Annotated in this window: 16 protein-coding genes and 1 tRNA gene; 11 read left to right on the forward strand and 6 right to left on the reverse strand. The window is 56.4% G+C overall.

Features of this window, described 5'->3' with window-relative positions:
* Nucleotides 1-85: 85 nt before the first annotated feature.
* Nucleotides 86-1,621: an L-piperidine-6-carboxylate dehydrogenase gene (amaB, locus tag DWU98_RS12935; protein WP_115495981.1), complete on the reverse strand. Its 1,536-nt coding sequence runs from the start codon at nucleotides 1,619-1,621 to the stop codon at nucleotides 86-88.
* Nucleotides 1,622-1,929: 308 nt separating this feature from the next.
* Nucleotides 1,930-2,006: transfer RNA gene (locus DWU98_RS12940), tRNA-Arg, on the reverse strand.
* A 441-nt stretch (nucleotides 2,007-2,447) separates the two neighbouring features.
* Between DWU98_RS12940 and DWU98_RS12945 the strand changes: the two genes are divergently transcribed.
* Nucleotides 2,448-2,786, forward strand: coding sequence for a hypothetical protein (locus DWU98_RS12945; RefSeq protein WP_115495982.1), 339 nt, complete (start codon nucleotides 2,448-2,450; stop codon nucleotides 2,784-2,786).
* 130 nt (nucleotides 2,787-2,916) lie between these two features.
* On the opposite strand, the gene DWU98_RS12950 is transcribed toward DWU98_RS12945, so the two are convergent.
* Entirely contained in the window at nucleotides 2,917-3,495 is a 579-nt protein-coding gene (locus tag DWU98_RS12950; RefSeq protein ID WP_115495983.1) for a glycine zipper 2TM domain-containing protein, read from the reverse strand.
* Nucleotides 3,496-4,365: 870 nt separating this feature from the next.
* Between DWU98_RS12950 and DWU98_RS12960 the strand changes: the two genes are divergently transcribed.
* A complete protein-coding gene (locus DWU98_RS12960; protein WP_196239510.1) occupies nucleotides 4,366-4,860 on the forward strand; it encodes a hypothetical protein in 495 nt (164 codons plus the stop codon).
* A 48-nt stretch (nucleotides 4,861-4,908) separates the two neighbouring features.
* On the opposite strand, the gene DWU98_RS12965 is transcribed toward DWU98_RS12960, so the two are convergent.
* On the reverse strand, nucleotides 4,909-6,495 hold the full coding sequence (locus DWU98_RS12965) for an MASE1 domain-containing protein (protein WP_115495985.1): 1,587 nt from the start codon (nucleotides 6,493-6,495) through the stop codon (nucleotides 4,909-4,911).
* A gap of 500 nt (nucleotides 6,496-6,995) precedes the next feature.
* Here DWU98_RS12965 and DWU98_RS12970 point away from each other — a divergent pair, with 500 nt between their 5' ends.
* The 8 genes from DWU98_RS12970 (at nucleotide 6,996) to DWU98_RS13005 (ending at nucleotide 14,309) form a co-directional block, all read left to right on the forward strand.
* Entirely contained in the window at nucleotides 6,996-7,340 is a 345-nt protein-coding gene (locus tag DWU98_RS12970; RefSeq protein ID WP_115495986.1) for a hypothetical protein, read from the forward strand.
* Nucleotides 7,341-8,076: 736 nt separating this feature from the next.
* The gene (locus DWU98_RS12975) at nucleotides 8,077-8,289 is read left to right on the forward strand and encodes a cold-shock protein (protein ID WP_115495987.1); all 213 of its coding nucleotides are present in this window, start codon (nucleotides 8,077-8,079) and stop codon (nucleotides 8,287-8,289) included.
* An 875-nt stretch (nucleotides 8,290-9,164) separates the two neighbouring features.
* Nucleotides 9,165-9,365: a hypothetical protein gene (locus tag DWU98_RS21720; RefSeq protein WP_147293317.1), complete on the forward strand. Its 201-nt coding sequence runs from the start codon at nucleotides 9,165-9,167 to the stop codon at nucleotides 9,363-9,365.
* Complete coding sequence (locus DWU98_RS12980; RefSeq protein WP_115496048.1) at nucleotides 9,362-9,574, forward strand: helix-turn-helix transcriptional regulator; 213 nt, start codon at nucleotides 9,362-9,364, stop codon at nucleotides 9,572-9,574. The genes DWU98_RS21720 and DWU98_RS12980 overlap by 4 nt, the downstream gene beginning before the upstream one ends.
* A gap of 160 nt (nucleotides 9,575-9,734) precedes the next feature.
* Nucleotides 9,735-11,912, forward strand: coding sequence for a VapE domain-containing protein (locus tag DWU98_RS12990; protein ID WP_196239511.1), 2,178 nt, complete (start codon nucleotides 9,735-9,737; stop codon nucleotides 11,910-11,912).
* Between the two features lie 289 nt (nucleotides 11,913-12,201).
* A complete protein-coding gene (locus DWU98_RS12995) occupies nucleotides 12,202-12,876 on the forward strand; it encodes a DUF6932 family protein (RefSeq protein ID WP_230474838.1) in 675 nt (224 codons plus the stop codon).
* On the forward strand, nucleotides 12,873-13,820 hold the full coding sequence (locus DWU98_RS13000) for a hypothetical protein (protein ID WP_115495990.1): 948 nt from the start codon (nucleotides 12,873-12,875) through the stop codon (nucleotides 13,818-13,820). The genes DWU98_RS12995 and DWU98_RS13000 overlap by 4 nt, the downstream gene beginning before the upstream one ends.
* 270 nt (nucleotides 13,821-14,090) lie before the next feature.
* Nucleotides 14,091-14,309 (forward strand): hypothetical protein, encoded by a 219-nt coding sequence (locus tag DWU98_RS13005; protein ID WP_115495991.1) that lies wholly within the window; start codon nucleotides 14,091-14,093, stop codon nucleotides 14,307-14,309.
* A gap of 589 nt (nucleotides 14,310-14,898) precedes the next feature.
* On the opposite strand, the gene DWU98_RS13015 is transcribed toward DWU98_RS13005, so the two are convergent.
* A complete protein-coding gene (locus tag DWU98_RS13015; RefSeq protein ID WP_115495993.1) occupies nucleotides 14,899-16,404 on the reverse strand; it encodes a DHA2 family efflux MFS transporter permease subunit in 1,506 nt (501 codons plus the stop codon).
* Between the two features lie 672 nt (nucleotides 16,405-17,076).
* On the opposite strand from DWU98_RS13015, the gene DWU98_RS13025 reads away from it, so the two are divergent.
* Nucleotides 17,077-20,163 (forward strand): sensor histidine kinase, encoded by a 3,087-nt coding sequence (locus DWU98_RS13025; RefSeq protein ID WP_115495995.1) that lies wholly within the window; start codon nucleotides 17,077-17,079, stop codon nucleotides 20,161-20,163.
* Here DWU98_RS13025 and DWU98_RS13030 read toward each other — a convergent pair.
* On the reverse strand, nucleotides 20,160-20,792 hold the full coding sequence (locus DWU98_RS13030) for a response regulator (RefSeq protein ID WP_115495996.1): 633 nt from the start codon (nucleotides 20,790-20,792) through the stop codon (nucleotides 20,160-20,162). The two genes, DWU98_RS13025 and DWU98_RS13030, sit on opposite strands and share 4 nt — an antisense overlap.
* Nucleotides 20,793-21,201: the final 409 nt, after the last annotated feature.

Below are 21,201 nucleotides of genomic sequence, written 5' to 3' on the forward strand. Positions count from 1 at the left end.
GCAGATCTATCGTTTGCTGGCTAGGGAGCCACTTACTCCAACCCTCTCCCCGGAGGGGAGAAGCCGTCACGGTTTCACGAGAAGCCTATAGATCGAACTTGATACCCTGCGCCAGCGGCAACGCGTTCGAATAATTGATCGTATTGGTCTGCCGGCGCATGTACACCTTCCACGCATCCGAGCCGGATTCACGGCCACCGCCGGTTTCCTTTTCACCACCGAACGCACCGCCAATTTCCGCACCGGAGGTGCCGATGTTGACGTTGGCGATGCCGCAATCCGAACCCGCCGCCGACAGGTACTGCTCGGCGGCTTTCAGGTTCTGCGTGAAGATGGACGAGGACAAGCCCTGCGGTACGCTGTTCTGCAATTGGATGGCTTCATCCAGTGTCTTGAACGGCATCACGTAGAGAATCGGTGCGAAGGTTTCTGTCTGCACCACTTCATCGCTGTTTTTCAGGCCGGTGACGATCGCAGGCAGCACGAAGTTGCCCTTGCGGTCAGTCAACGCAGCACCGCCGGTGCGTACTGTGCCACCGCTTGCCTTGGCCTTTTCGATGGCGGTGAGATAGCCCATGACGGCATCCTTGCTGTTGAGCGGACCCATCAGCGTGGTGCTGAGCGTAGGATCGCCGATCTTGCTTTCCACCTGCTTATACGCGGCGACCAGCGTGTCCGTCACATCACCGATAATGGACTCGTGCACGAACAAGCGACGAGTCGTCGTGCAGCGTTGGCCGGCCGTGCCGACTGCGCCGAACACGATGGCAGGGATCGCCAGTTTCAAATCGGCGCTTTCGTCCACGATGATGGCGTTGTTGCCACCCAGCTCCAGCAGCGAACGACCCATGCGCTTGGCGACGCGCTCACCCACGTGGCGACCCACTTTGGTGGAGCCGGTGAAGCTGATCAGCGGAATGCGATGGTCGTCGACGAACGCTTGCGAGAGATCCGTGCCGGCGTCGTTGAACAGGAAAAACAGATTCGGGAAACCGCCAGCCGTCAGCGCTTCGTTGCAGATCTTCATCGTGGCGATGGCCGACAGCGGCGTTTTCGGCGACGGCTTCCAAATGCAGATATCGCCGCAAATGGCAGCGAGCATTGCGTTCCAAGCCCACACTGCCACGGGAAAGTTGAACGCGCTGATGATGCCGACCAGGCCGAGTGGTTGATACTGCTCGTACATGCGATGGCCAGGGCGCTCCGAATGCATGGTGTAGCCGTAGAGCATGCGGCTTTGGCCTACTGCGAAGTCGGCGATGTCGATCATCTCCTGCACTTCGCCGTCGCCCTCGGGTTTGATCTTGCCCATCTCCAGCGCGACCAGCGAACCCAGGGCATCCTTGTGCTTGCGCAGCGCTTCGCCACACAGGCGGACCGCTTCGCCACGCTGTGGGGCAGGGGTGGTGCGCCACACAGCGAATGCTTCCTGTGCGCGCTTGATGATGATGTCGTAATCGGTGGCACTGCTGGCGTAAACCGTGCCGATCACCTCGTTGGTAGCCGGATTCAACGGCTGCAGCGCGCCGGCATTCGTGGTCTTGGACCATTCGCCGTTGCCGAGATACGTACCCGACTGCTCGCCGGACAAACCGAGCGCCTTGAGGATTTCGTGGGACATGCTTGGGCTCCGTAAGACGTGGCGTCTGAGCGCCTTGGATGGGGAAAATGCCTATTCTAACAGGCGTGTCCATGGCGGCCGATGCACATTGCGGGGGAACCCTGGCTAAAACGCGGCAATACCCGAAAAAAAGGGGGGGGCGAACAAGGTCTTAACGCAGCCACCCCAGGGTCGGGCGTCTTCAAAGCCGGCGCGGTGGCGGGTGTGTATCGGCATCGCGTTCTAATGCAGGCCGGGTCGCGGGCATGCGCAGCACTTTCCGCATTGCGTATTGCCGCGGCGCTGTAGCAGTCGAAACCAGCTCAAAATGGTGCCCCCGATACGATTCGAACGTACGACCTTCCCCTTAGGAGGGGGACGCTCTATCCAACTGAGCTACGGGGGCGCGAAGACTGTCGCTGTGCGCATAAGCGCGTGCGCAAGTATAGGTGATGCGCCATAGGGTGGCGAGCAAGTCTCTGTCGGGCAGCCACGCCATTACATTCCAGGGTCAATCGATAACAAGCCATCAGCATCGATGCTGCTTTTGCGCATACGGCCGCGTGCGTCATGCGGTGACGCATTGCACCACTATGTCAGTCAAGCGAAAGGCCCGGCCAGAAAACCATGCGCCCGCTGAATTGCAACGATGCGCAAGGCGATCAGTGTCAACGGGTGAGGAGGGCGCTCGTTTATGGCGCTTGCGAGGGTGAGGGGCACGCGATGGCGCAGGATGATGGAGGAGACACCATCGGCACCGTTCTACTTACAACGATGACTCCACTCGACGCATGCAAGCCGCTTGGTTCGGCAAACAACGTCCGCTAACAAACTCAAGGAATCTGCCATGAATGTGAAGTCCAAGCTCGTCGTTGCCGGTCTGGTCATGGGTGCAGCCATGATGTCCGGCGCGGTGATGGCGCAAACCGATGTTCCCGGCCATCCGCGTGTCAATGAAGTCAACAATCGCGTACAAAACCAGCAGAATCGCATCAACAACGGCCTCAAGAAAGGCACCATGTCGCAAGCCCAGGCGGCGCGCGATGAAAAGCGCGATTCCAATATCGCCCGCCGTGAATCCGTGGACGAAGCCAAGCACAACGGTCATCTGACCAAGCAGGAGCAGCACAACCTCAATCGCTCCGAGAATCACAACAGCAAGGATATTTACAAGCAGAAACACTGAGCTTCGATGTGACGAAGTTCTCTCGTGCTTGCACGGCGATGTTGAGCTCTTGATTTGAGCGACAAAAAAAGGTGGTGACCGATCGGTTACCACCTTTTTCTTTAAATGCGTGCGGCTGGCGATGTGTGGCTTATTGAGCGTCCGAGACCGATACCACCCCTTCCTGCACCTGCACGCGGTTGCCTGGATCGTGATCCATGCGTGCCGTGCGAGTCACACCGTTATAGACGTACTGCACGTCGTAACCGACGATGGTGTCGGTCGCATTGGTGACCGTTTTGCACTCATGCTCCGTAGTGGAATACACCCGGTCGTGCTGGTGAGCGGCTTCGATGCGATTGCCCGCATAGCCACCTGCCGCGGCACCGGCCACGGTCGCCAGGGTGTTGCCCTTGCCGTGACCCACGAGGTGACCTAGCAGGCCACCGGCCACCGCACCAATTGCGGTGCCTGCGATATGGTGCTGGTCTTTCGGAGGGGCGGTGTGATTGACCACGACATCCTGGCAGACCTGCTGGGGATTGTTCACCATCTGATGAACCGGCGTCACGCTCACCACCTGCGCATACTGCGGTCCGGAAGCCTGCGCGGCTTGCGCGGATGCGTCCACTGCGGGGTCTGCGTTTGCCTGATGACTGCATGCCGTGAGCCCGGCGGCCGCGGTCGCCATGCCGGCCATGCAACATGCCTTCAATACCCACTTGCTCATACTAAATCCCCCATCGGTTATCCAATTAAACAAAAGCACTTCAGAGCACTTGGCCTTGCCGGCCATAACATTTATTGAATGGCTCTTCGGCTGAACACCGCCTACACGAAGCGTTGGCAGCGGCTAAACGGCGAAGTCTCAGTTCGCCATATTCGCAAAATTAAGAGGGTGATGGGGCAGGCGCGTCCCAGCGCACTTCACACGGTGTGACGCAGGTCCGCTGTTGAAACCAGCATGGTGCGTCAAAAGCCTTGTATTGCAGCGTGCGACGTCGTGCGCGTGATCAATCATCGCCACCCTTGCCAACGCACTCCTGCCACGTCGAGCTCGTTCAACCTGCAGTCGGGTTGATGCAGCCGCCTACGATACGGATGTCACGGCGCACGCACGCAGCGCCAACCAGAATGCATTTCAATAGCGTTCGTAAAGGGCGTCCCTTGCAGCACTTTTACCTTCGATACGCGGTGTCTGAAGCGCATGGCTGCGTACTCGTCGCAGATGGAAAGCCGCTGCGCTTTCGATCACGCCAAGCAGCGCTTTCCTTCATTGTTCGACGGTGCTACGAGGAAGGTGCAACAGAGGGCGAGCCGGTCATCAACATCGAGGGCAGCGATGGTCGGTGGCGCGCGTTCGACTGCCGGCTGCTACCGACGAATGAAGCCACATCGAATGGTCTTCCGGAGCGCACGGAGCTATTGCATTAATCTGCAATTGCCGACGTGGTCAGACGCGAGTTCTTCACGCCGTCATCACGAACGGCTGAACCGTAGCTGCCGCTCGCCGACGCTCTACACAGTGGTCCGCGGTGGCAGAGTGTTAGATTGCACGTCCACCGGTGCAGGGCGCACCGACTACCCAAAGGGGATTCGTATGTCGAAGCTTGCTCGTCGTACAGTGTTTGCCACATTGCTGGCACTTGGCTTTTCCGGCGCAGCGAGCGCTGGAGCGCCGACTCAAGGTCTGGGCCAGGCGTGGCCCAATGCTGTGGATGTCAGTGTCAATGCACACTATCACGCTTATGCATTCGTGCTGGGCGGTGTCACGTATGTCCAGATCAATGATGCGGCCGGCAACGTGCTTGGTGCGATCGGCACCTCGGGTGGGCAATTCATCGTCCTGCCGATTGGCAACGCATCATCGGTGACGACGCCTCAGCAATCGGGCACCACCACCGCGACGTCGGCAGGAAATGCTGCCGTTGTCTACAACGACGGCACCACGGTGATTTCGGCTACGCCGATGAGCGATGGGACGACCTCCTTGCAGGCGGCATCGGCATCCACGCAAACCGCAAGCCCAGCGGCCTCTCCGGCCGTCATGGAGCAAACGTGTGATGTGATTACCTGCAGCACGCACGGCGCCTGAAACAGGATGCCGTCATAACGGAAAAGCCCGGCAAATGCCGGGCTTTTTTTATGGATCGAACATCAGGCAAGCGATGTTCCTGCCATTTCGTCGCTCCCTCTGACGGGCCAGCCCTTCGAAGCTGGCGGCACGGTCTTGCAGCGCCTTCATGCCCAGCCCGCTGCTCGAACGCTGCAGGCGTGGTACCAGCTCATCCCATTTCACATAGGCGAGGTCCGCAGCGTTGCGCCGGAATTGCCATTGCACAACGACCCACAGACGTCCTGACCGTTCGCTCGCCCGTACGCGCACGCGCACGGCACTGACGTCTTTGCGGCTACATCCTTCGGCGATGCCCTCGCATACCATGCGGTAGATAGCCAGGTGCAGGCTCGTCGATAGACGGCTGACAGGGCCTTTAAGGTCGCACCCATAATGGACACCGGCCTCGTCGAGCATCCGTGCCACGGCACCTTCGCGCAGGGCCGAGGGCAAACCACGCTCGCGCCACGATTGCGGATACAAGCTATCGGCCAGTCCGTAGAGTTGGTCTTGGGCATCCAAGGCAACCCGCATGTAGCCGCCGTCGTCGATAGCGGGCTGCAAATGGCGCAAGCGCCCCATCATCATCGTGTAGCCGCCGCGCACTGTTTCGCGGATCTGCTCCAGAGCCTGCGCGGTGGAGCGCATTTGCATTTCGCCGATGTGGAAATTGCTACGCGCCAGTTCAAGCGCGAGCTGCATCTCGGCGCGCTCTTTTTCTGCGCGCGCGCTGAGCACGCCGATGCGCGCACCGGCCAAAAGCATGGTGCTGACTGCGAATGCAACGATCACCTCTGCCTGCATGGTGTCGTGATCGAACCGCTCCGGCATCAGCAGGACCACCGCCAGGCTCGCCAACGTGCCGCCAAACGCGGCACCTTGCCAGCCGTGGCGAAGTGCCAGCCAAACGATAGGCAAGAACAGGCACACCTGGGCCACGCCGCGTACGTGCGGCAGCGTGAAGCCGATCCAAAGCAGCATCGCGAGCATCGGCACCACCAGGCAAATGCTCTCGAAAACGATGCGACTTTCGATGGCATGCCATGCCCATTCTTTCCAACCATGGCTTCTTACGCGCTGGTGACATGCCAGTACGGTCGGGACCAACGACAGTATCCCCAGGAAATTGCCCAGCAGCCATTCAGAGGCAAGCTGGTCGTAATGCAGCGCCGGGTAACCCGCCGGTACGCTCGCGGTAGAGGCCATCAAAAGGTTGTAGGCCGTGCACACCATGGAGGCCACGAGTGCGCAAACCAGCAGCACGGCCACATGCACGTGGCCCTCTTTTCCGAGCAACGGCCCACGTTCGCGCGCCATGTACACCACGGGCGCCATCAGTGCGCTGGCGGGAAGCAGGTTCAGCATGCTCCATACCGGACCGAATTGGCTCCAGCACGCTACTGTCATGGGAACCAGCGCGAATTCTTCGCCGAGAATGAGTGCTGGCCAGTAACGATAAGGAACCAACGCCAAAACAGCGACGCGAACACCGGACAGCAATACGTAGTGGGGGATAATGATCTGGCGAAACAGCCATAAAACGATGGCGTAGGCCACGACAATGGCCGCATGCTTCCATCCGTTTTTTGCAAGCGCCCTCAGTCGTTCGTGCATCGTCTCCAACTCCCCAGTGGATCCCTGACGCGCGTGAAGCAAATTTGTGTAACGATCCAGGGCATGCTGTGAAACCCAGGTGAACGCGAGCCCCGTAGCTTGCTGGGCCAATATCTTACATTCTTTGGCCGCTTTACCTCGATAGCCTTCCGGGATGTGACGGGCGTTGTGAAACCCATGTCAGTTTCGCCTGGAATTGCCCCATAACGTCAGCGGTAAACAGCTTCCAGGATGCATCGCCGATCCGGCTTGGGGACATGCCGTCCAAGGTTCACCGCCGCGCGCGGGCTTCCTTCACCCACAGCTGTTGGCCCGGCTGGCCATACGCGAAAAAAGCGGACTGCGGTGGAACCTGCGACAGAAATCCAATGCGGCGCCCATGACCCCGGACCCATCATGCGTGCCGTCATTGAAGGCCCAGATCAGATCGGCGCACTAGCAACGCGCCTGCTTGCACATCAATATCGAGTAAAGAAGCGCGCAAGCCATCAGGGGGCATCATGAGCGTGACCGGCAAAGAGTTTGAATTCACTCTTCCGATCGGGTACGTCGACGCGGAAGGTACGCTTCACCGCGACGGAGTGATGCGTCTGGCAACGGCTGGCGATGAAATGCTGCCGTTGAAAGATCACCGTGTGCAGGCTAATCCGGCTTATCTGGCCATAATCATCTTGTCCCGCGTGGTCGTGAGGCTGGGTCGACTCGATATGATCAATACCAAGGTCATTGAAGGTCTGTTCGCCCAGGACTTCGCTTATCTGCAGCAGTTTTACAATCAGATAAATCAAGTCGATGGCAGCGACCCGGCGGGAAGGATGCGTGACCTGAAGGAAGCAAAACATTGAGCCGTCGAACGTGTCGCGACGCTAGCGACATAATCCCATGGTAATCGAAGCCTGATTGGGTCCTGCGATAGTTGCGATGTCTGCTTCCGCATCTGGGGACCCAGGCAAGCAACGTGCAGCCATGCCGCCCGTGACGGGGCGCGTTTACCGTTGCGCCCCGGAGCGTCGCTATGTGCCATTCGGCGCAGGTCAAAACCAGGCCGATCCGGCTTTTCATCACGCGATCGGTGAATAGGGAGTAGAGTGAACCCCTTCCCCTATGCTGCCGGCCATCAAATGAGCGACACCAACAAACCCCTAACGGCAGCCGCCATTCATTCGATTTACTCTGGCCAAAAAGTCACATTGAGCTCCGCACAGCCCCATGCGTTCGGGAAAACGAACCGTTTCGCACGCGATCCATCACATTCCGGGCAGGCTCCCCAGGACCCTAAAATCGCCAACAGGCCGCCTAAACGCGGTTGGTGATGCCTTGCGCGGGGCTGTCAGGAAAGCCGGATATTGGCTATAGTCGCCTGCGCTGGTCTCAATCAGTCGCACGACGGCAACCCAATGTGCCCGTTGAGATTTGCCATTTGAGCCAATGGCCTATATCGTGCGCGTGCTGAGTTTCAAGGGTCACCGTGAATTGTGGCCCGATGCTGTAGATGCAGTTTTACTACACCGTTGAACCCGCTTCCTCCTTGCGACCAGCCTATCCGCCGCTATGCGGCTTCACGCGTTACAAGGAAAAATCATGTCTCAGCAAGAAACCGGCACTGTCAAATGGTTCAACGATTCCAAGGGTTTCGGCTTTATCAGCCGTGATCAGGGTGGTGATGACCTGTTCGTGCATTTCCGTGAGATCCAATCCCAGGGCTTCAAGAGCCTGGCCGAGGGTCAGAAGGTCTCCTTCAAGGTTACGCAGGGCCAGAAGGGTCTGCAGGCTTCGGAAGTCAAGGTGATCTGAAGCGGCGCGCCCACTTCAAGAACAAGAAGCCCGGCCTCATGCCGGGCTTCTTGTTTATTGGGACACTGCATTTGCCTGGGCCGGCCTTTTGCCGCCAAGCTGTTCAGTTGTTGCAAATGCGCTCTAGCTATTTCGCTGACCGCACTTAAAGTCACTTTGGAGCTCGGCCTGGGTACAAGCTGGGCGGGGGCAGGTACTTGTTCCTAATCGCACCGCAGACAGCAAGACACCCGGCGGTACGGGTGTACACACCGGGTGTCTGGATTTACCGCGTTTTTCAGGATTTTGTGTACGAGAGTGCACGCCCTGAAATGATGTCGTGGTGGAAATAGGCGTCGAATCGTACCTTATAAATGGCTTCATTTAGCCATTTGGTTCGTTTTATATTTTTGAGTTACCGTCAAAGTTACCGTCAGGTATTGCCTGCTTGCCCTGTCACGCAAGTTGGCCCCAAGCCGATCCTTCAAATAGGAATGCCGGGCGCGGGCCAAATGGTTGGGACGCTGTAGAGCACACGCGAACATCTCCGCAATGGAGAACCGGCCCTCGGTGCCAGATGATTCAATCAATTCCGGACTGTGCAGACCTATAGCGGGCCCGAGCGGACATGGAGCGCCGCCTGCGTGGCTGGATGATTCGCCTGGAAACTTTCTGCAATGACGTGTCGGTCAATGCCCCTCCATGATTCCGTTGTATTCGGACCGTACTGGGTTGGGACGGATGCAAGCGGACATTTCCGTAATGGAACTGCCGGCGCGGATTTCGACAATTGGCTTCAATACCAAATCATCACAAGGAAACGCTCATGAGAGACCGCTCCAAGGTAAGCGCCAGCGATGTGCCGGCCGGTGTGTCTCTGTAGGAATCGCAACAACATGAAATTGATGAAAGATCACAGTGCGCCGTACTGCAAGCTTAAAGATGCTGCTAATTACATAGGTGTTCGCCCGCTAAAACTGTGCGACATGATTCGTAAAGGGGAGATAGAAGCACATCAATCGCCTCACGGCGAGACGTTCATCCTGTGGAGCGAGATTCACTGCTATATGACAAGGCGGGCAGGGGGCAACGTATGACGTTTCCCATCTACGTTCGCGCTGCCGACATCTATACGAACCGAAAGACAGGGAAGATCGGCTTGTTGCCCATAGGTCGTTCCACATGGTGGGAATGGGTGAGTGCAGGGACGGCTCCTAAGCCCGTCAAGCTGTCTCCGCGAGTGACGGTATGGCGAACTGCTGAGGTGCTGGCGTTTGCCGAATCCTATGTGGGAAACCGCACATGATTCCGCAGAGCCGAAAACGTCGCCCTAATGATCGTCAGGCAAAGCTAAAAAAGATGCTGCGAGCCGCAAGAAAGCAAAGGACTGGTCGCATTGCTGATCAGGGGTGTCTAATGCCGGGGTTACGCTCAGCGCTTGCTAATAGCTGGCCGGAGATGTCGACATGAATACGAGGCAGATTCCAGGAGGCGGTGATCCAATACGCCAGTTTGAAGCTGCCATGCATGCCGCAAACATCGTTCCCGAATTGGGTCACCTCGATATTCCGGGGGACGGAAGCCTCATTCGCTTTCAAATCAAGGGAGACCGCAAAGGAACGCGCAACGGATGGGCGGTGCTCTTCAATGATGGCGTGCCCGCTGGTGAATTCGGCAGCTGGCGTACGGGTGAATCCCATCCATGGTGTGCGAGACCTGCAATGGCGTTGAGTGTTGCGGAACGCGCCGAGATTAAACAACGTAGTGAAGCCATTCGGGTTGCGAGAGAACAAGAGGAAAAGAAACGTCACGCTGAAACTGCGCAGAACGCTCGTATGGCATGGGAGTCTGCCCAGCCGGCTAATAAGCATCCTTATCTACAGCGCAAAGGCGTTCTGTCGTATGGACTGCGAGTCGCGCATGCGGAAGGAAATGGTATTCGGGAAGGTGAACTATTGATCCCGATGCATAGTGGCTGTGGAGAGCTGGTAAGTCTCCAGCGCATCACGCAAAACGGCGACAAGCTCTTCCTGCGTGGCGGCCAGAAGCAAGGTACTTATTTCCGTATTGACGGTGACGGACTTGCGTGGCTTCTGGAAGGTTATGCGACGGGCGCGAGTGTGCATGCTGCAACGGGTGCGGCCGTCATCGTGGCGTTTGATGCAGGGAATTTGAAGCATGTCGCCGCCACATTGCAGGGGCAGCTACGGGGCGTCGCCGCCGATAACGATCAGAGTGAAACCGGCCGCAAGGCCGCCGAAGCAACCGGGCTATCTTGGGCGATGCCGCCCACTGTCGGGCAAGACTGGAACGACTACGCGAACGAACATGGCTTGGATGCCGTGCGCCAATTGCTGATTGAAAAACCAGCAGAAGCGGCGAGCGCTGAGGACCTTGCAACCACTTCAACGCGCGGCGGAACGGATGTTCATCGATTGCGCCCGGTGGATCGTATGAGCTGGCCCGATTTGAGTGATAGCGGGAGGCCTCAAGACACGGTGGTGAATATGCGACACATGTTGCGGCACTACGCATTCACAGTTCGCTACGACACGATCCGTAAGCGCATGGACATTGAGTATCCCGGCATGATCGCGAGTATCGAAAACCAACAGAGCGTCGCGCTCGCCGCTGTGCGGAGTCTGTGTGCCAAGAACAGCCTGCCAAAGCAAGACGTTGCTGAGCACCTAATACATATTGGAAACATGCCCGAAAACGTTTGGAACCCGATAGCAGAATTCATTCGCTCGCGACCGTGGGATGGCTGCTCGCGGTTTGGCGCTCTGCTCGACACTGTGCAAATTCGCCCAGAGTACGATCGTGACTTGTTCGCTGTGCTATTGAGACGATGGCTGATTTCCGCTGTCGCTGCTGCGCTCAAGCCTGCTGGCTTCATGTCTAAGGGTGTGCTGGTCTTCCAAGGAGGGCAGTCGGTAGGCAAGACCTCGTGGTTCCGCTCGCTGGTGCCTGAAGAGATGCGTGACCTGATTAAGGTCGATGCGATGATCGATCCGCAGAACAAAGACACGGTGATTTCCGCGATCAGTCATTGGCTCGTCGAACTTGGCGAACTAGATGGGACACTGCGTCGTGCTGACATCGCACGACTAAAGGGCTTTATCAGTCAAGACTGTGACCAGTTCCGTCGTCCTTACAGTCGCGCCGAAGATAAGGCGCCCCGCCGAACGGTATTTTTCGCCAGCGTAAATCCCGAACAGTTTCTTGCTGACGATACCGGCAACGTTCGTTGGTGGACGGTTCCCGTGACAGGGATCAACTACAACCATGCCATCGATATGCAGCAACTCTGGGCAGAAGTTGCGACTTGGTATCAAGCTGGTGAGCGTTGGTGGTTGGATCGCGACGAAGAAGCTCGCTTAGAGCGTTTAAACGGACAACACCAAGTAAGTGATCCGATTGGTGAGCTGATCACATTAAAATATGGAGATGCATCTGCATCTGCGCCGCGTACACCCATGACGGCAACCGAAGTGTTGCTCGAAATCGGCTATGACCGACCAACCAAAGCCAACCTCAACGAAGCGGCAAAAGTTCTTCGTGCGCTCTTTGGTGAAGCCAAACGAACCAAAGCAGCTCGGCAGTTCATGGTGCCGAGCATGCGATGTAGCGAAAGCCCACTCTAGACTAGCTATGGTGACGGACCTTCGGGTCCGTCATCGATTTCGAACGGACTTAAACAAGCGCAAGTTGTGGATATGAAAGGGGTGTTCAGCTGTGGATTGACCAATGACCAACAATGTCAAGGAAACTCTTGGCAAGCATCAGTAGTACAGCAATCGCAAACACCGCAGAGTCATTGAGAGAGTTGGAAAGTTGGTCTTTTGGTCACTCGATCCGTGAAACCATTGTGCCCCATGGGTTTTGAGTGTGTACCAACTATTTGGGGTTGGTCGCCTAACCGGCAAGCGGAACATGGGCGTCATGCATGACGGCTTGACCTTTTCAGGAGGAACTGCGCCTTTCAACGGGAGTTGGCTGAAAAAGCCGATGAGCGTAATCTCCTTTGACAGCAGGGAAGCATTCCGGGGGGGCATGTTGATTCCACTATTTAATCAATCGGGTGTTCTGCCGCCATTTGTAGGCACCGACCCAACTGTAATGGCTGGGTGCTCGCCCTATCACGTAAAGTCAACGGAGCTAGTCGCAGCATTTGCGACAAGCCCGGAGCGAAATAGTCTCTTGAGGCAGCTATTTCAATATCGCGCCGATTTACGAGCCATTGGTATCGCAACTGGGTTCCAGTGGCTCGACGGTAGCTTTATGGAGAATGTGGAGATCGTTAGAGGGAGGCCGCCTAAAGACATCGATCTCGTGACATTTGCCCATCGCCCCCAACACGCTCAAACTCTCGCGCAATGGGGTGCGTTCATTTCCGCCAATAGCGTTCTCTTTCTGCCGCCTATTGGCAATCTTGACGCATACTTCGTGGACTTAAATCTTCCTGTTGGGGTGTTGGTTAGCCGAACTGCTTACTGGGCTGGTCTTTTTTCACATCAAAGGGTCACAGCCTTGTGGAAAGGATTGCTTCAACTTGATCTCGCTGAGGACGATGCGGCGGCCATAAGCACCTTGGGAGCGCTCCCATGATCCCGCGTAGATTGCAGAAAGAAAGTCTTGCCGCTGAACGTGCGACCATCTCGCAATTGCTAAGCGAGGCAAGGGGAGTGGACGACATTGTTGGGGTGATGCAGTTCGAATCTAGACTTGCCGAGATCGAGCGCGAGCTAGTTGAACTTGGATCTTTAAACGTCACCAGAGCTTCTGTCGCTATGTACTTTGGCGGCCCCAAAGTTCTTGGCATGCAGGGGATTGATGCTGATTTTGCCTCAAACGTCATCGGCAATTTTCAGGACCTGGTGTCGAAGTCTTTCACTGCAATGGAGGTGGGCGACATGGGGTCTAGAGGCCCGGTCCCACATCGGGCAGAAACAAACCTCATGGTCACTGGTGTAACCAGGGGTTCATTTGGTTTTGTGTTGGAGGAACTAGGCAACCAGTCGGAAGCATTTGAAACGCCACTTACTGTTGTAGTGGATGACGTCGCGTCGCTTATCAACGAAATCGCATCTGCCGAAGAGGAAGCATTTGCAGAGCGAATCGCTTCGATCGATTCGCGGATGATTAGCGCCTCAAGAAATTTGTTTGGCACGCTGTCAAAGGCGGAAGCGACGGTGCGCATAGTCGAAGGCGATCGCGAGATAAATCTTGGGCGCCTTGAAGTAGAGCGTGGTAGAGAGAGGACGGAGTTTTTGGAAGTCAAGGAAGACCCAGGAATAATCCTGACTGGTCTTTTGCTCGGCTTGTTGCCCCAACACAAGCGGTTTGAATTTCAATTGTCTGATGGCGATGTTATTTCGGGGGGTGTTGCCTCTGATGCGAGTAGGGCAGTAACTGAGCAGTTGATTGGGCAAACATTCAATCCAATTGGAAAGACTTGGCGCGCAGAGTTTTCGTCACGCACGGTATCGCGTCGAGGCATGCCATCACGTACGTATTACACGCTCATCCGTTTGCTTAGTGAGTCGCTTTAATTGCAGAACGGCTGTCCGATTGAGTGCGCTCAAATCTCACGGGTCCTTCCTACGGGGGCACATAGGGCGGGGTCCTCGACACCCCGGATCTCGAAGTGTGCGTACCCTTCGGGATTCGGTTTGTTGTTTACCTTGGTTACTTGATATGCCTATTTTTTGGCGTCTAGTCGCGATCCGAATATAAAGCAACATAAAATAGGCTGGCTTTATGTTGTTTATGCTGCGGGCATTGCTGGTTAAAATGGACATGTCGAAAACGGAAGTAAAGTAATGTCCAAGTCTCCTGCAATGAAAAATGTTCGGCGTGCGTCTGCCAGTGAGGCCAAGAAGATCGAGGCGGGTGGGAAACGGCTTCCTGGTGGTGTGATGTCGGCCAAGGCGGCAAAGGACTTAGACGTGCTGTTATCTGCAGAATATGCGCAATCACGCATGCAGATTATTGAGCGGTCGCTGAGTGAAGCGGTCAGGCTTCTGCGGCAAAAGAAATGACATCATGAATAAGCGCATTGCTACCTAGTTACTTCTCACATTAGGCTGTTGCGATGACTAAAAGGACACATCCTCGGCCCGGAGTTTAGCGCTGTCTCTAGTTTCTGATGTAACTCCGACGGCAGCATTCATTGCGGCAATAGTTGTCCAAATTCCGCCTTTACCGTCGTACTTATACCGAATTCCATTCGATCTTGCCCAGCGCTCCATGCTGGATAAGCGAGCGTTCGGGCCAAGTCGACTAATTTCACGCAGGTCATCAAAGGTAAGGATCGCGGGATTCAAGCTGCGCACGCTTCGTCAATCGGGTGACTCATATTGTAAATTGAACTGGCGTATTAGTTGCCAGGGCATAATTGAGGGCGTTTGGAAAAATTGGGTTGATGAAGGTGTTCACTTCCAAAGGACTGAGCGCAAAATTCGATGCCCCTTGCGGTCATAGAAGGCCATGTTCAAGTAAATAGTTGCCTGCTCAGATCTTTCGCAGACGAAAATTTCAGAGCATCGGGGGCTTATATGCATTGTGGAGGAGATGGATAAGTAAGCCTCCCGTGTATACCCAGGCGAACGCATTCGCATTTGCACTATCTCAAGAACTAGAACCCGGAATAGTCCCTATACGGGCGGGTGAGGCTGCTAGATCAACATTGGGCAGTGTGCGTGCAATGCATGATGCGACGAATGCGATGAGTGCGAGGCTACCGAACACGAAGCGAAAGGCGTGTGCGATTTGCGAGGATTGAATGGGCGTGAGAGTGATATGCGTGCCCGATGTCACAAGCGCGTTTTCAATGCTCGACACGAGTGCGGGATTGTTGGAACGAAGGGCCGCTGTCAGCAGTGCACCGGCAAGCGCAGCCCCCAAGGTTCCACCTACCGAACGCGCGAACGTCACCATTGCAACGGCGGCGCCCAACTGCTGTGAGCCAGCTGTCCATTGCGCAAGCGTTTGCGCCGCCGGCATCGTGGTACCCAAACCTAGGCCAAAGAGGGCGGATGCTAAACAAATGGCGAATGCCCCCTCGCCTAAGAACAGTGCCATCAACAAAAAGCCCAACGTGGCCACGAATAAACCTAACGTCATCGGTGCACGTGGGCGACCTGTCGCAGAAATGCGATAACCGGTGATGGTGGAAACCACAACCTGGGCGAGGGTCAGCGGGATCAACATTAGGCCGGAACCACTTGGGCTCATGCTCAGCACCAGTTGCAACAACAGTGGCAATCCCACAATGGCGGCAAAAAACATCACGGCATATAACAGCACACATACCGCCGAACGCCAGAGAACGGGGTCCGCTAAAAGGTCTAAATTGATCAGTGGATCTTTCGCAACACGCTCAATTTTCCAGAGTGCTGCATAACTCACCAACGCCACAACCAACAATGAGAGGGTGTTGAAACTGGTCCAGCCAACCTTGGGCCCTGCGTCGAAAGTCAGCAACAACGACACGGTGGCGATGACGAACGTGAGCGTGCCATATGGATCAAATTTGAAGCGGACAAGGCCGGAACGTGATTGCAATCGCAAGGTGCCATAGGTGGCGATGGCACCCAACGGAACGTTGATCCAAAAGATGGAACGCCATCCCCAGAGTTCCGTCAATGTGCCACCGGCAACCGGGCCGATCGAACTTGCGAGTGCAAAGACGGCCCCGAACCACCCTTGAAATCGCCCTCGCTCACGCGGCGACACGGCTTCGCCGATCAGTGCGAGAGATAACGTCATTAATCCACCGCCGCCTAACCCTTGTGCAGCGCGGGCGACGATCAAGACGTTGAGGTCTGGTGAGAGCGCGCAAAGAATGGATCCCGCGGTGAAGACCGCAACTGCCCAAAGAAGTGCGCGACGGCGGCCCAATGCATCGCCCAGTTTCCCGTATAAAGGCGCTGCGACGGTTGCTGCGAGCATATAGGCCGTTACGACCCAGGCGATGTTTCCAAAGCCCCCTAACTTGGTAGAGATCGTGGGCAACGCGGAGGCAACAATGGTTTGATCGAGCGTGCCGATGAACATGGCGGGCGCTACATAAAAGAATACCGCGTAAAAGAGTGAACTCTGATTCGAGTTCGCAGGATCGGCAGTCTGTTGCATGAACTTCTCGGTCCCTTATGGGAGGGAGGACGGTCCACCCGAGTGGATCGGCGAGGGCGAAATCACCTTATCGCGTTCTGCCCGGAAGATGACCCCTCCGTAGGGGGACTCCGTGCTCCACTGCCGCTGTCATTGGTCTTCTCCATTAACGTCTTGGAGGTTGACGGTCATCGCCTAGGTCGGAGCGTTAGCACTCGGAAGCCATAAAGTTGAGAATCCATGGAATAGGCGCCAGGGCCCAGCAGCATTAAAGCTAGACAGATCAACGCCATCGCTACGGCCCATTCCATCGGCATTGAGATGGGTTGGATGATTTCAATCAATTTAAAGATCAGGCCGAGGCTTGCCGCAAAGGGCGTAAAGACCCCGAATATGAGTGCTATAAAGAGCACGGCCGCCATTACAAAAACCGGTTTCTGGCCCAGCCATACCGTTAGCCCCATAGGGAGGGGCCAAAGGGTGATCGCGACGGACAGCCGCAATAGGCCAAGGCCGAGACCGGGTAGTCCTAGCGGAAACATCGGGTAGAGGCGATGCATACGGGGCAAGAACCGTAACTAGGGCGGCTCGTCGTATTAACCTGTCTTTCGGCTTTGCGCGCGCCCCTCCAAAGGGTGATGTCGGCGCCCTCTTTACCGTATTAGATAGTCCGTTATTCCAAGGTGGGGACGTATGTTCGCCTTACGCGAGAGATGGATCGCTCTCTTCGTGCTGCCACTTTGGCTTCTGTGGACGGTGGCGGCTGCCGGTAAGGAGGCTACCGCTCCCAGCATCAGCCAAATGAATCACCGCACGTGGGCGGTCACAAGCGGTGCGCCCGCCGACATTTGGGACATGAAGCAAGATGACATGGGCTTCATGTGGCTGGCGACGGGAAGCGGGTTGTTTCGTTTTGATGGTGTCCAATTTGAGCATTACACGCCGGCCCAGGGAGAAGCGTTTTCATCGAGTGACATGACAGCGCTCTCGATCGTGTCAAACGATGAGTTATGGGTGGGCACCTCTGATGGAGTGATTAGCCATCTCAAAAGTGGGCACATCACGAATTACCCCGTCAGCAAGATCAACCGCGAGGGTCCCGTCTTTTGCTTTGCAACCACGCCGGATGGCACGTTGTGGGTAGCAGCTGGTCACGAACTGCTGCGCTACGGGACGAACGGATTCACACGGGTGGGTTCCGATTGGAACTACCCACCTGACATGCAATCGGTTTGGATGGTGGTCGATCGCCAGGGCACGTTGTGGCTGGCCACCGATAAAGAACTCTTGTTCCTACGCAAAGGTGCGCATCGTTTTGAGCACACCGGCATTCCGACCGGTATGTATGCGGTGTTGGCGATATCACCGGACGGCGCACTCTGGCTATCGGATGGGCTGCATGGCACGCGCGCACTGCCCGGATTGTCGGCCGATCACATCCCCAGTCAGCTCCTACAACCGCTGCCCCCAACCAATTTCGTGCAAGCCAAACGTTTGGCGTTCGACCGTGACGGCTCGTTGTGGGGCACGTTGTGGCCTGGCGATGGGATTGAAGGTGTGTTTCGTATCGAAAATCCGTCCCGCGTAGCCGATGGACAATCGCTACGCCCTCCCCAAGTCACAGACAGCTACTCCACTGCACAAGGGCTAACGTCCATTGTGGCGGTGCCGATCCTTGTCGATCACGAGGGTGACGTCTGGATCGGCACAAATTTCGGCCTCAACAGCTTTCACGCCAACAGCTTTACGGTGGTGTCTCCCAATCCAACTTCGTCGCCGGCAACGACCTGGTTATCGCCCGATGACGCGGGTCGCGTTTTTTTGATGCAGGACGGCTGCCTGTATCAGGTCTCTCATGCCATACCTTCGCAGTTGACCTGCCAGCTGCCGGTCCATGCATACGATTTAATTTCTGCAGGCGATCGCGTCATCACGCAAATGGCAGCGGTCCTATACCAGTGGAATAGCCAAACGCGCGTCGTGCCTTTGCAACCCCTTGCGACGGAGTCGGTCAGACACGTCACCGCTGTCGCCAAGGATGTTCATGGTGACCTTTGGTTTGGCCTTGATGGCGGCCTTTTTAAGTTGGTGGAGCAGGGTTGGCAACACGCTGACATTAGCACCGCGATGTCGGATATCCAGCCCAACGCGATTGCATTTGACGGACACAATCGTGCGTGGTTGGGTTACGCAAACGGCCAGGTGGTGAGCTGGGACGGCAACACGTCGACGACCTATGCGGCTCGTGATGGCTTGGATGTGGGGGACATCGAAGCGATTTCTGCACAAGGCGCTTCTGTTCTCGTCGGCGGAGATGCCGGCGTCGCTCGGTGGAAAGGCGGTCGCTTTCAATCCATCCAGATCAGTCGCATGAACGTGCTTGGCGCGGTGACGGGTATGGCACAAACCCCGTCTGGGGATCTTTGGCTCAATACGAGTGTGGGTGTGGTGCGCATCGCGGCCAGTGAGGCGGATCGCGCATTTGAAGAACCCAATTACACGCCGGGCTACAAACTTTACGGCGGCGATGATGGTGTGCCGGGCATCGCATTGCGACAGCCACTAGCCTCGACGATTACAACGGATGCAGACGGCCGATTGTGGTTTGCGACCAACCAAGGCGTGTGTTGGATTTTACCCTCCAGTGTTCACTTCAATGATGTCGCTCCTCGGGTCTCGATCGAATCCGTATTGGCCGAAGGTCAGGCGTTTGCGATCACTAGCCATTTGGTGCTTCCGCCCCATACAACGACAATCAGTTTGCAATACGCCGCGGCGAGTTTTCGATCACCTCAAAACGTCAAGTTCCGATACAAGCTCAGCGGTATCGATAGCACTTGGCAGGATGCGGGCGCACATCGCCAGGCTATCTATGCCAACTTGGGACCTGGGGATTACGAGTTTCAGGTTATTGCAGCGAACAGCGATGGCACATGGAGCGAACATCCCGCTAGTTTGACGTTTCGAATTAAGCGGACGTTCTATCAAACGCGTTGCTTTCAGATCTTGTCCATTCTGGCCGCCATTTTGTGCGTGATTGGATTGGTGATCTTCCAATACAGAAAAATGGTCGCCACCGTACGCGATCGCCTGGAAGTTCGCCATGCAGAACGCGAACGCATTGCGCGCGAGTTGCACGACACGTTGCTGCAAGGCATTCAAGGGTTGATCCTTTGTTTCCAGGCGGTGGCCGAACGCATGTCAGGCGGGGATCCACTCCGTGCTCAGATCGATCAGGCCTTAGATCGGGCCGACTCCGTTCTGGTCGACGGCCGCGACCGCGTGCGAGACCTTCGTGCTAGCGATCATGCGACCCAAGATCTCACTGTTGCATTTGCAACGCTAGGTGAAGGATTTTCAGCCGAGCAGCCTCCCAAGTTCAGGCTCGTCAGCACAGGTGAACGGCAGGAGATTGATCCCACCATCCGCGAGGAAATTTATCTCATCGGTCGCGAAGCTTTGCTCAATGCGTTTCATCACGCCAAGGCCACGGAAATCGGAGTGGAGATCGTTTACGACATCAAGCAGCTGCGTTTGTGTGTGCGCGACAATGGCATCGGCATCGATCCCACGGTTTTGGAAGCCGGTCGCAAGCCGGGGCATTGGGGATTGGTGGGCATGCGCGAACGTGCCAATTGCATTGGCGGCCAGTTCAAGATTTGGGCAAAACCTGGGGCAGGGACGGAGATTGAATTAGTGGTGCCCGCTGGTATTGCCTATGTCCGCTCGCGCAAACGGCGGTGGACGTGGCTCAAACAGATGCTGAGCTTGGGGCGTTAGGCGTCGATGATGCCGCGGCGCATCGCGATCACCACCGCTTGCGTGCGATCGCTCGCGTTGACCTTTGCCAAGATGCTCTTCATGTGCGTCTTGACGGTTTCTACCGAGATACCCATGTGCGTGGCAATGCGCTTGTTTGAAAGGCCGCCGGCCACATGACCGAGCACTTGGAGCTCGCGCATGCTCAATGCGTCATCGGTTACATGCTCGGCAATGACCCGTGCAATGTCACCCGGGATGTGACGGTGCCCTTGATGGACTTGCCGGATCGTGAAGAGAAGCTCTTTCCTCAATGTGCTTTTAATCAGGTAACCGACTGCGCCCGCTCTTAGCGCTCGGGTGGCTTGCACGTCACCCTCGTAGGTCGTGAGCACAATGATTCGTGCGTCGGGGAATTCACCAAGGATGGTATGAATGGCATCCTGGCCACCCATCCCTGGCATTTGCAAATCCATCAGCGTGATGTCAGGTCGAAACTGACGAAAGGCCGCAATGGCTGCTTCGCCATTAACTGCCTCGGCAACTAATTCCATATCGCTTTGCGCAGCCAGAACAGCCGCAATGCCTTCACGGAAAATCGGGTGGTCATCGACCATTAAAACGCGAATACGGTGCGAATCGTCACTCATGGGCTTCAATCCCCACGGATCTTAGGGCGTCCATTCCCAACGGGCAGACGAGCTTCACTAGCTAATCACAATCTCCCCCCGGCGACAACTGCCACGAAACTCCCCCATCAGGGTGAGTCAGCGTTCCCTTCGTAAGGGCTTTGGGGCCTGGTCGATCAATGGAATGCTCGGCGTGCCAAATGAATAGGTAACGCCTCCCCGCAAGGCGTTGGCTCGCGTCTCTTCCGAGCGCGAATGGATCCCGCTGTTGGCCTATCAAGGATTGTGATGAGCACCGATCACTTCCCGTCCGACGTGGATGAGCAGCGCCGAGCACTGCTTCTTGGCGCTGCCGTAGTTGCGATCTCGGTTGCATTGCCGAGGATCGCGATGTCCAGCCCAACCTCGCATGCCACTCCTTCCTCCACCC

The sequence above is a fragment of the Dyella monticola genome (assembly GCF_003363155.1).
GTDB classification, from domain to species: Bacteria; Pseudomonadota; Gammaproteobacteria; order Xanthomonadales; family Rhodanobacteraceae; genus Dyella_B; species Dyella_B monticola.

Excerpts from the sequence above, each read along its gene's own strand:
- DWU98_RS12950 (WP_115495983.1), bottom strand. The coding sequence starts at position 3,495 with ATGAGCAAGTGGGTATTGAAGGCATGTTGCATGGCCGGCATGGCGACC.
- amaB (WP_115495981.1), bottom strand. The coding sequence starts at position 1,621 with ATGTCCCACGAAATCCTCAAGGCGCTCGGTTTGTCCGGCGAGCAGTCG.
- DWU98_RS21720 (WP_147293317.1), top strand. The coding sequence starts at position 9,165 with ATGAAATTGATGAAAGATCACAGTGCGCCGTACTGCAAGCTTAAAGAT.
- DWU98_RS13005 (WP_115495991.1), top strand. The coding sequence starts at position 14,091 with ATGTCCAAGTCTCCTGCAATGAAAAATGTTCGGCGTGCGTCTGCCAGT.
- DWU98_RS12970 (WP_115495986.1), top strand. The coding sequence starts at position 6,996 with ATGAGCGTGACCGGCAAAGAGTTTGAATTCACTCTTCCGATCGGGTAC.
- DWU98_RS13015 (WP_115495993.1), bottom strand. The coding sequence starts at position 16,404 with ATGCAACAGACTGCCGATCCTGCGAACTCGAATCAGAGTTCACTCTTT.
- DWU98_RS13030 (WP_115495996.1), bottom strand. The coding sequence starts at position 20,792 with ATGAGTGACGATTCGCACCGTATTCGCGTTTTAATGGTCGATGACCAC.
- DWU98_RS12995 (WP_230474838.1), top strand. The coding sequence starts at position 12,202 with ATGGGCGTCATGCATGACGGCTTGACCTTTTCAGGAGGAACTGCGCCT.
- DWU98_RS12945 (WP_115495982.1), top strand. The coding sequence starts at position 2,448 with ATGAATGTGAAGTCCAAGCTCGTCGTTGCCGGTCTGGTCATGGGTGCA.
- DWU98_RS12975 (WP_115495987.1), top strand. The coding sequence starts at position 8,077 with ATGTCTCAGCAAGAAACCGGCACTGTCAAATGGTTCAACGATTCCAAG.
- DWU98_RS12960 (WP_196239510.1), top strand. The coding sequence starts at position 4,366 with ATGTCGAAGCTTGCTCGTCGTACAGTGTTTGCCACATTGCTGGCACTT.
- DWU98_RS12965 (WP_115495985.1), bottom strand. The coding sequence starts at position 6,495 with ATGCACGAACGACTGAGGGCGCTTGCAAAAAACGGATGGAAGCATGCG.
- DWU98_RS13025 (WP_115495995.1), top strand. The coding sequence starts at position 17,077 with ATGTTCGCCTTACGCGAGAGATGGATCGCTCTCTTCGTGCTGCCACTT.
- DWU98_RS13000 (WP_115495990.1), top strand. The coding sequence starts at position 12,873 with ATGATCCCGCGTAGATTGCAGAAAGAAAGTCTTGCCGCTGAACGTGCG.
- DWU98_RS12990 (WP_196239511.1), top strand. The coding sequence starts at position 9,735 with ATGAATACGAGGCAGATTCCAGGAGGCGGTGATCCAATACGCCAGTTT.
- DWU98_RS12980 (WP_115496048.1), top strand. The coding sequence starts at position 9,362 with ATGACGTTTCCCATCTACGTTCGCGCTGCCGACATCTATACGAACCGA.